10 protein-coding genes are annotated in these 10,799 nt (G+C 36.9%); all 10 read right to left on the bottom strand.

Annotated features, from left to right (window positions below; genetic code table 11):
• Nucleotides 1–6: 6 nt before the first annotated feature.
• On the bottom strand, nt 7–1,599 hold the full coding sequence (locus CGZ90_RS19320) for an ATP-dependent nuclease (RefSeq protein ID WP_165766927.1): 1,593 nt from the start codon (nt 1,597–1,599) through the stop codon (nt 7–9).
• A gap of 219 nt (nt 1,600–1,818) precedes the next feature.
• Entirely contained in the window at nt 1,819–2,388 is a 570-nt protein-coding gene (locus CGZ90_RS19315; RefSeq protein WP_094254133.1) for a hypothetical protein, read from the bottom strand.
• A gap of 14 nt (nt 2,389–2,402) precedes the next feature.
• Nucleotides 2,403–3,494 carry a lysozyme family protein gene (locus CGZ90_RS19310; protein ID WP_094254132.1) on the bottom strand — a complete coding sequence of 364 codons (1,092 nt, stop codon included), beginning with the start codon at nt 3,492–3,494 and terminating at the stop codon, nt 2,403–2,405.
• A gap of 11 nt (nt 3,495–3,505) precedes the next feature.
• Nucleotides 3,506–5,317, bottom strand: coding sequence for a CD3337/EF1877 family mobilome membrane protein (locus tag CGZ90_RS19305; RefSeq protein ID WP_094254131.1), 1,812 nt, complete (start codon nt 5,315–5,317; stop codon nt 3,506–3,508).
• Nucleotides 5,318–5,332: 15 nt separating this feature from the next.
• Nucleotides 5,333–5,671, bottom strand: a complete 339-nt coding sequence (locus tag CGZ90_RS19300; protein ID WP_094254130.1) for a hypothetical protein — start codon at nt 5,669–5,671, stop codon at nt 5,333–5,335.
• 20 nt (nt 5,672–5,691) lie between these two features.
• The gene (locus CGZ90_RS19295) at nt 5,692–8,133 is read right to left on the bottom strand and encodes an ATP-binding protein (RefSeq protein ID WP_240515493.1); all 2,442 of its coding nucleotides are present in this window, start codon (nt 8,131–8,133) and stop codon (nt 5,692–5,694) included.
• On the bottom strand, nt 8,130–8,546 hold the full coding sequence (locus CGZ90_RS19290) for a conjugal transfer protein (protein WP_094254129.1): 417 nt from the start codon (nt 8,544–8,546) through the stop codon (nt 8,130–8,132). The genes CGZ90_RS19295 and CGZ90_RS19290 overlap by 4 nt, the downstream gene beginning before the upstream one ends.
• Before the next feature lie 26 nt (nt 8,547–8,572).
• Entirely contained in the window at nt 8,573–8,797 is a 225-nt protein-coding gene (locus CGZ90_RS19285) for a hypothetical protein (protein ID WP_240515492.1), read from the bottom strand.
• 13 nt (nt 8,798–8,810) lie between these two features.
• Nucleotides 8,811–9,761 (bottom strand): conjugal transfer protein, encoded by a 951-nt coding sequence (locus tag CGZ90_RS19280; protein WP_133063622.1) that lies wholly within the window; start codon nt 9,759–9,761, stop codon nt 8,811–8,813.
• A 5-nt stretch (nt 9,762–9,766) separates the two neighbouring features.
• Nucleotides 9,767–10,799: TraM recognition domain-containing protein (locus tag CGZ90_RS19275; protein WP_165766926.1), on the bottom strand; the 1,033-nt coding region annotated here is incomplete at its 5' end.

The raw sequence follows: 10,799 nt of genomic DNA, 5'->3' as shown, positions 1-10,799 counted from the left end.
CAAGCATTATCGTTGAACCAGCCATTTAATCCCCTCCTGAATATACTCCGGTAATACAACTATTTCTTTATAAAGAATTTCTTCTGATATCCTTAAAGCAGCTTCCGTTTTATTTTTCAGCATATAAGCTAAATTCTTATCATAAGGTACTTCACGATATTCAGCTTTTGTACGCGGTTTAATCTCGGATATAGTTCTTAGATTAGACTCATTTTTATTAAAAAGACAAACTTCAAAAGTAAATTCTTTAACAGAACTAGAACATTTAATATGAACATTAGTACCAGAAATATTGAATTCTTCATTTAACTTTTGAATACTTTCAATAGTTTCAAGATCTCCATCATTATCGGTAATTACTAAAAGTGTGTTTTTCACAACTTTAGTTAGTTCAATATAATGTTTGTATGTAATGCCACCACCAGATAAAATCTCAATATTTTTTTCTTCTAATGTATAGGTCAGAGAATTTTTCACAAGTTGTGGTAATAAGATATACTCACTATTCCCCTCAACAAGAATCACCTTCTGAGCCAATATAAAATTTAATAACTGCATATTATCTGTTTTCATAAAGTAATCTGCAGTTTCATCTGGAATACTATTTAGTGAATGACATTTTCCGTTATTAATCCAAATTGTATTTCGTAAATCTAATCTACTAACGATTAGGGGATTATGAGTAGTAATAATCATCTGGGCAGCGCCACACATATTTTGAATTTCTTGTAATAACTTTCGAGTATTTATATAGCTCAAATGATTTTCTGGTTCTTCTAATAAAATTAAATCACTTTCAACCTCTAAAGCAATTTCAGTTTTAATTAAATTTTCCTTCCCTTTTCCTTTATTTTGTATTGAAACCCCGTCACTCTTTAAATCTAGTAAATTCTCTAACACAGTCTTGTTTTCATCAATACCAAAATTGTAATCTTTTATATTAAGTTGTTCCGTATTTTCATTTACAAAATTTTGAATGTTTTTTCTGAATTGATAAGAAAGGTTTTGTCGATCTGCTACATCTATATTGTTATTAAAAATTCTTTTTGAATAAGAATCAAAGAGGTTATTTTTTCTAATTGAATTATCAATTAATATGTTTTTAATAGGAGACTTTTTATTAATATATTTTCTACCGGCAAAAGTAACCCATTCTGCCATGTAGTAATCTGTAGGTATAAAGGTTTCATAATAGCTCTCTTCATCCATGTTTTCTAAAAGTTCACGATAATTTTCATCAAATTGGTATGTAAATTTTATTCCGCTCTTCGGTACAGGAGTAAAAGATGAATGGAGCCCATTAAAATACTCAAAATCTAAATTTTCTTCATCACTAAAACATAGCTCAATTTCAATTTTAGGGAGAGTATCGATAGAAGGAGACTGCTGATATTTACTAACATTTTCATTATTAAAATATTTTTCGAAATTATTTGTAGAATTAAAAATTTTTTGATTAAGTACGATATCAATAGCTTCTAAAATTGTACTTTTACCAGCTTCATTTTCCCCAATTAGCACATTTATATGTTCATTGAAGTTTATAGAAAAATCTTTGAATTTTTTTAAACCTTTAATATTCATGTATTTTATAAACATATAGGTCCTCCTTGTTTCTATCAAACAATTTATCATAATTATACATTATTTACATATATAGTTGTAAGTGAGTGGTTATCGTTAAATGGTTACAACTAACCACTAGTTGCCACGTTTTTGAAACCTTAGAAAATCATTAAAAAGGCATTTCCTCAAAAATTAGAGAAAACACCAGTGAATCATTACTTTCATTTTATATATTAAGTCGAAATAGCTGTTTCATAATGGTTCTGCAATCAATTGCTGAAATCGATTCACCAACCACTTATCTCCTTCTTTTTGCAAGAATACTTCTAATGTGATTCGTGAGCTTTCTTTTTGATTGTTAGCAAGTGAAGTCATAGTTTCCTCAAATGTAACAATTGCTTTTCCATTTACACCTTCATTATTCGTATATACAGTAGAGTCTTCTATTACATATTCGTATAATAGTTTCCCCCCCTTTTCATCATTCGAAAAATACTTATCAAACATTTCTTGTGTGAGGACGGTTCTTGCATTATCCCGCCTCTGTTCCAGATGATTCTCCTGAACTTGATACACGGTCTGAACAAACACATTTACACTCTCTTTAATTCTTTCATTCTCTGATTCAGAGTTTTTCTTTGTTTGCTGCTGGCTTGTAGATTTTAATAATTGAATTTGATATTTTTGGCGTTCAACTTTTTTGGTTAGTGAACCAATTGTCGCTTCTTGGTTATCAATCGTTTGAAATCCAAACCAAACTGCTAATACTATCACAACAGCGAGCAGCAACATCCCGGTTTTAATATAGAAACCTGATCTCATCTTATCCCTCTCCTCTAGAATCCTAGTAAGAATGTAGGATTGAGGTGTCTACCCCATTTTGATTTCTTAATCTCAAAATGCAGATGTGGTCCAGTAGAGTTGCCTGTACTGCCACATACTCCGATTTGTTGCCCTTCTTTAATCGATTGACCTTGATGAACATTAGATTCAGAAAGATGAGCATATCCCGAATATAGATTTTTACCATGTTTCAATATCACTAGATTTCCATATCCATCTGTACCGTTTTTGTTTCGATGAAAATTTGAATATACAACCTTACCCTGTCCTGCAGCATAAATGGGTGTGACGTGGTTAATACAACCAAAATCGAGCCCTTTATGATTTTCTTTTTTTCCGTCAGCCCAGGTTCTCCAGCCAAATCCGCTTGTTAAATCGGCTGTCCCCTTAATCGGAGCTGACCATTCTCCTTCTACTGAAGCCGGCAGATTGTAATTGTAATACTGCATGACAGCATCAACATATCCAACATCCCCGTAGCATGCGTTATTAGATAGAGATTCAGGACGCACACATTGATAGAGTCCCGTATGAGCTAGTTTTTGATATTGTTTCTTTGAAAATGCAATCGCTAATTCTTTTGTATATTTTCCACCGTTTTGGTTCACAAAATCGATAAATCCACCGCCAAAGTTATAGCTCTGGATAGCAGTTTTCAAATCTCCGTTCGCTTTATTCATCATTTCTGAAAAGTATTTGACTCCCTGTTTGATCGATTCGTCTGGTGTATCAATACATCCTACACTACCGCAAGAACTTTCACTGGATTGCATCGGATCATCGCCTTTTCCACCTGATTCCTGCATCATCAGAGCCAGTAGCACGCTCACATATTGACTAATGTCATATTCTTTGGCGTACTTCTCAACGGTTCCTTTGTGTTTAAGAACTTCTTTACTTACGTTTGCTGTTCCACCTGCTTCAATGGAGGTATGATTATCTCCAAACCATTGATCCGCCAACATGATTACCATAAAAGCACTTCCAAATAAGATGAGGATGAAAAGCAATACAGGTAACAAATACTTTAATAAGAATGCCCAGGCAGCTGATTTAACTTTTACTTCAACAGCTTGTCTTAACATAACGTTCCCTCCTATTCATCATTTGACGAACGGAGCCGTGAAATTTGATTTAATTTGTTACTAGTAAGTTCATTTTCTCTTTGTGCTTTGTTTTCGCTCTTAGTTTCTTTGTACGGATTACGCGCTGAAGATTCATTGCGTTTTGATGGTGTCATAGTTCCTATTCCTTGTTTTTCTAATCCTTTCGGTGATTTCACTCTACTTGTATTTTCCTTTTCTCCTGAAGCAAATGATTTTGGAGTCTTGTTAGTAAGGTCTTTTGTTCTCTGTGGTTTACGGTGTTTGGATAATAGGAATGAAGGTTGTGAAGTGTTCTGTTCCATAGCAACGGCCGTTTCTACTTTGGATGGGTTAGGATATTTATAACTTCGGGCATTAGATCCAGCCTGCGTTTCATCTTGTCGTATCGGATGAACATTTCCTGACTGTCCTCTTATAGGTGAGTTTTTTGATTTTGAATGACTGTTGCTGGTTGGAGAATTTTTTCTAATTGGCTGTCGAAAATGTGAGATAGCCCCTTTTACTCCTCGACTAGCTTGATTAATAGATTTTCGATTAAGAGTAGAAGCACCCATTTTATGAAGGTTCGGTGTAGCTCCATCTAACATACTAAGAACAAAATGGCGTTTAGAGTACATAAAGACAATGGCTACACAAAACATGATTTGGATAAAGATTCTGTAGTAAATATCATCGGACATGTTCGTCATTTCATAGCCGAGTGAAATGAAGCTTGTAGCAACGAGCACAAAAAACATGGTTACTGATTTAAAGAGGATGAGTATTGTTGTTCCTTTCAGGTATCTACCAACAAGTGCTTCAAAACTTGGAAACAGACTGATAAAAATCATAAAAGGTGCTAATAACAGCATCATAATAAAAGCAAACTGCAGCATCACCCGAATCAAAGCAATAAAGAAAAACACGATCCCTTGAATCACCGTTGAGAGAATCATAACAAGGATATAGCCTGCTTGCTTCCAGCCGTTTCCTGCGAAAATATTTTTATTATCATAATCTGTATATTCATCTTTAGAAATTTCTTCTCTTTGTTTTACTCCTTCTTCCGTTCTTGGATCTGCTTTTAAGTAATTACTAATTCGGTCTGTATCTTCAGCTAATATCTTTTTTTCCTGTGTGGTCCCATACTGAAGTAAAAGATAAGGTTTATAGATTAGCGCATCGAACACTTTGTTTTCGATGGCAATGGATACATTTTTAGCTGTGTTTTCATCAAAGTTTTTAAACTGAAAAGCATCTTCGTCATTAAGAGTAGGATTGACACTCATGACTGCATTTTCTAGTGATGTAGAAAGACCATGAGCTAGATTGATGTAATTGAATTTCTTTGATTGAATAGAAAATAGAAGAGTTAGACTGAGCAGGATTAGAGTTAATAGTTTAAAGAAGGCTTGCCAGTTCTGCTGGATATAAGAACGTACCACGATTCCAAGCGATGCCATTGATAAAGCAAACAAACCAAAATTAAATGTTAAAGTACCAGCAGTTCCTGCGGTTATTTCATGAACGGCTACTTTTGTCAGGTCTACTACGTCCAATGAAAAAAGCTGATAAACGATCATCATCGTGATTTGTGAGAGCACAATATTAATCATCCAGAAAAAGTTTTTTACCGTGGTAGCTGTCGCAGAGCCTGTTCTCCCTGCGACATCCCACCAGCCATCATCCGCATAAGACATCAATTCGTAAGCTGATTCATCGCGTTCTTTTGCCTTTCGTTCCGTTTCTTCAGCGAAAACCATGTTCGACTGAAACAAGAGCAGTAGTAAGAAAAGGAAGGAAAAGAAAAATGGATGTTTCATTTGTTACACCACCTTTTAGAAGTCTAAACATTTATCCTTAGTTTCTTTGAAGTTGGTATCACCATTAGTAGCTTTGTAATCTTTCAATAAAAAAGTACGATCATACTTATCATCCTTCGTTTTCCAAGAGACTATATAGTTCCCCTTAAACTCTGTTTCACCGTTCTCGATTGCTTCACAAGCTTTTACGAGTTGAATATCATTCGCTTTGTAACCACCATCTTTGATGACTTTTTGTTCTAATGCTCTCTTTGCAACAGCATCATGTGTCTTCTTCTCGTCAAGTCCTTCCTCATTTTTCCCGCAAGCTGTTAAAAACAAGATTCCGAATGTGAAAATAATCTTTTTGTTCATGTGTCTCTCTCCTCTCAAAATCAACGATAGGCTTCTTCCATTTGTACAGCATGAGATTCTTTTTCTGTTGTTTTAAAGGCTTCAAACCATTCATCAAATAATACATCTATGGCGATAGCTTGATTCCGCCCGAGATGATCTTGGAATAGACACATGCCTGATTTCAGTGAACTAACCACTTCAATATTAGCTGGGTTCTCTTCCATATCATAAAACCTGAGTATAGGTTTAATAGAATCGTCCGATTTAGGACGGAACGAAAACTTGATTCCAATCTGTTCTTTTGTCGTATCTACATTAAAGTCATCAAACGCTTGAGTTACAAGCACTATGTCTGTTTTAAGTGATCGGCCAGTTCGCAGCATCTCATCGATCAGATTCTGACCATCTGCAGACCGTTTAAGTGTCCATGCTTCATCAAAAATAATCATCGCTTCTTCTTCTTGATTGGTTGAAAACGTATGAACATATTTGGAGATAGACATCATCAGACATAATCCGATACGCTCTTCCTCGTTCATATTTTCTGAAGCCGGAAGACGAAGACCTTGAAGTCCCAAGACATTGATTTGTTTCTCAAAATCGAGACCTTTGGAGTCTTCTCTCCCAAACAACATGCGTCCGAGACCGTGCCGATATTTCTCAATAAACTTACCGAGCGTGTGATCTTTCATCTGTATTCGCTGAAGCACACCTGATAAGGTTGGGTGCTGAGATTGATTAACTTCATCGATAATAGCGTCATAGATTGTCACACTCTCATCACGTGATCCTCTCACCTCTGCCAATGTGTTCAAGATCATCATCGCCGTTTGAATGGCTTGGTCTCCTTTTAAAAAGACGAGTGGATCTAGAGCACCGTGAAAGACACTGTCTTCAGAAAGATGGATGAAGTTGATGCGTTCATAGAGTGAACGGAATTCTTTAATATCACCGAATTTCTCCAACGCCTTCTGATAATATCGCTGAAATTCATTCTTGGGATCAATATAGAGCACTTTAGAACCAAAGAACGTGCTCCATGTAAAAAAGTTTTTTACGAGCATGGATTTTCCGCTGCCAGGTGGTCCTGTTATCAGGATGTTACCATTTGTGTGGTCAGCTCCTGAGATTGCTTTTTTTGTTAACATCGGATTAAAGATGACCACATTGTTATTGATTTCCCTTGCTTGTTCTACATGTGACAGCTTCTTCCCCGTAACCACTTTCCCGAGCACCATACCGAAACGATTGCCTACCCGGTTATTTAAGTTCATACCGGTTTGCGCCAGATACGATTCGTCCACTACTTGTTCAAAGTATGGGTAGTCCATGTAGGAAGCCGGTAAACTTTGCGAAAAAAGGGTAAGTTGATCTACTAAAGGTTTTGTGATCTGAAACCCTGTATTTTTAAACAGGGTGCGAATGTCTTCTACCTTTTCATCCATTCCGATTTTGCTTAAATCTGAAATTACCAGTGTAAATGTCATGAACAGAAGCTGTCTTTTATTCGCTTTCACATCATCTAATAGTGTCGATAACCGGTCGGATGCCATATCAACAATCCGGTCATCGTCTGCTGTATGAGTAGACTGTATTTCACGGTCAAAGTTGGTGAACCGCCGTTTAAGCTTTCTAACCTGACGGGCATTGCTGCCGTTCTCCTTGAAATGATAACGGATCTGTACTTCAACAGGGAATGAAACACTTTCTAAAATATCCTGGATAAATCGGTAACCTTCAATGGAAGCCGGCATTTCATGAAAAGGCAGAAAAGATAAATGTTCTTTATGATTTTCGTGTGTCACTGTTAAATAGCCATACTCATTCTTAATGACTCCTTCAGTAAGGTTATAATCACCGTTTGGTATTGTAAAAAGATCACTTGTTCGATTGAACATGTAATAGATGAGTTTATCCATCTCGCTTTCACTTAATTTTTGAATATGTTTATGATTGGAAACCTTGGAGTGAAAGGTTCGTTCAAGTTCTTCATAATACGCAAAATCATCTTCTGCTTGAGTCTGAATCATCATAAGTTTTGAAAGATCATCTCTTAAACGTTTAAAAAAGAGCGAAAACAGCTCTCCAGCGTTAGAGGTCACGGCATAATCTGCGTTATTTATATGAACGCCTACATAAACGTCATATTCATGTAAAAACACTTCTTCTTTCAGGACTTGAGATGCGCGTTCGAAATATTTCTTTCCGATGTCTGAGAACTCACCTTGGACAATGTGTTCGTTTACGACGTTAGTAAACGTGTCAAAATCAAACCGTCTTGGCAGTATCATAAAGTGATAGTCGTATTCCTCCTGCGTTAGAAAGGCTGCTGTGTTTTCCATATACCGTTTGAAATCTGTCTCGCTGTTAAGACGTACGTATTCTTCATCAAGCCGGTAAAAAGCCCATACCTGCTTGCGTTTGTTAAATGCCATGTTTTTATGGCGGTGTGCGATTGGAAACTCTAACAAGTCTTTCAACGGCTCTCGACCTCCTTATTCACCACAAAAGGCTCAAAAATCAGGTCTTTTTGCAGCTGATCGTTCGCTACTTCTATAAAGTGTTCGTACGATTTGTTCTTCGTCCTGTAAAATGTGATACGGTCTTTCATATAGGGAAGAACACCTTTATGATCATACTTAAGATTGAACACAATAAACGTAATTATCCCAGGTATGACGGTTAATAAAATTAGCCAGTTCTTTACGAAAAAACGAAATAGATTGGTGTCACTTTTTATACCGACAAGTACAAAAGTTAATACGAGCAGAGCTGCTAGAATGATTGAAAAAATCATTTTCCTTACCTCCAGACCGTTCGCAAATTCAACGGACCGGATACGATAGATTTTGATAGGATACTTGTATTCTTGGGTAAAGTTTTCTCCCTTCATCCCTCTCCCCCCCTTCCATTAAGCGATTACCGGAACAATGCGTTACCTAACCCTTTAGCTAATTCCTGCAATTGCGGGCCGAAAAAGACAACAACCAGACAGCAAAGACCGAGGGTGAGTCCTGACCAGAATTGCCCCCAATCTTCTCTCGTATAAGCAACCAGTGCGCGAATAACCATAATCAGAAGTACAAGGAAACCAATCTGCGAAATCAGGTTTTGGGTCACTTCCTGAAGACTAAAATTAATCATCGTTTCTCACTCCTTATTCGATTTGGGTAATAAAGAACTTATTGTTCTCTTTTTCAACCTTTAGTTCGTATGAATATAAATCGTTAATGGACGTTTCACTGTTTTGATAATTAACATCCGTTCTTACCGTGTATAGAGAGCCCTCTTTTACAGCTTCACGAACATTCACGTCTTGAAGGGTCTGATCTTTCAAACCTCCTGAAACCTCAGCCATGAATGGCAGCTTTTCATCACTCACGCCAAATGAAGTAAAAAAATCATATAAGAAAGACTCCAGAAGCTTTGTTTCCGTAGATGTGATAGGTTCCCCGTCTGGTGCATTCCCCTCATAAGACATAGTAGTTTTTAAATCTTCTTGAATCATATTAGGGTTCTGATAGACCGCAAAACCCTTTCCGTTACTCGTAACAGGAACCACAAAATCTGTTTCATACTTGGAAGTCTTAGCATTTTCTTTTTGCTCTTCTGTAATCTCATAGACGGCTTTAAAATGAACTTTAGCTTCCCGGTTACTGATATGCTTTGTGTCAACATATTGAAGATCAACAACACGTCGCTCCCCTTTAAAGTCTTTCAAATCAGAAACACGTTTTATGTCAAAACTTGATACAAAAAACGTCGAGAGCTCTTCTGTTCGTGATTGTCGCGCTTTTTCTTCTTTCGGAATGGTGAGGTAAGTTTCTAAAAATTTTTCTGTGAAAACGGAAATCGAATCGGAATATAAAAGATTACTATTCTCAACTTGCTTTAGTTGGTCTTTTACACTTTCCTCAGAGGCTTTTGCGGAATTTCGGATGGTTTGATACTTCGTAAAGAAGATCACATTGAATAATAGTGATAGAAACATCACAGAAAAAAAGAGGAGAGATGCTATCTTGGCTGCGCTCTTTCTTGAATAGATCAATCGGCGTTTGTTTTTTGCGGTGGTTTCTTTTCTTTTAGAAAAAAGCATAAACGGATTCACTCCCTTCAACCTTCTGCCAATGGATGGCGAACATAAATGATTTCTGGTTGAACGTGTTCTCTCGATGCCTTTCTAGCAAAAATAAATTGCCCTTGACGTAAATCTCTTATCTCATCAGGAGATATCTTAAATTTTTGGACATGGCGAAGTGTTCCTTTGTCAGCTTTTAAATCTACACGCTTTATACGCCCTTCCTGTTTTTCAGTTGTAATCGTCAGGTCGATATCTTTAAACGTACCAAGTGTGTTTGCCCAGGACTCGACTTCATCCGGATTGTTGGTCTGACCGATCGCATAGGTGTTTGTGTTCCCAACAACTTGCTTAGCAAGGTACGGATCATTTTTCTCAAGATCGGCTAGCGTTTGAGTGGCGATGATACAGTGAAATCCGGCAGACCGTGATTTGTTAACGGTATCGACGATCTTATCATTCGCATACACGGAAAACTCATCATAGATAGCGAGAATGGGCTGATCCTTTAATTGATTACGGTTCCGGTAGGACACAAGATAGTTAATGTCCAAAATCAAAAATCGCGCGATGACTTTGATAAACTTGTCATAGATCAATCCATCGAAACTGACGAAAAGTGCTTGTTTTTGTTCGCTAAGCTGAATCAGGTCTAAACTGTCTTCAGATTCTTTAAACAGGTGTCCAAGTTCACTGTCCAAAAGAAGATAAATCTGGGTTCGAACGGATGACGCATTTAAAAACAGGTGATTCTCCCCGGCATCTTCATGTCGGTACCGCTTAAACAACCGTACATAGTTCCGTTCAGCACGTTCGCTTCTCACCATTTTAGCCTTCTGCTTTGGCACCTTTTTCTCTGGTTTCTTCGTTTCTTCAGTTGGAAGGAATGAAGAATAAGAGGTACTAACAGATGCCATTTCTGCTGGAGCTTCTTTTTGATATTCGATTACGTCTTGATTTAAAACCTCCTGTATCTCATTCGGATCCAAATATTTTGCGAACGTCCACAGGTCACGCGTAAATTCATAATCATCGATAAACTGAATGAGTGCTTGTACGAGTGACGTT

It is taken from the genome of Fictibacillus aquaticus, assembly GCF_002245695.1.
GTDB lineage: Bacteria > Bacillota > Bacilli > Bacillales > Fictibacillaceae > Fictibacillus > Fictibacillus aquaticus.
Note: the sequence above shows the minus strand (reverse complement) of the source record. Positions and strands in the feature narration are given on the sequence as shown.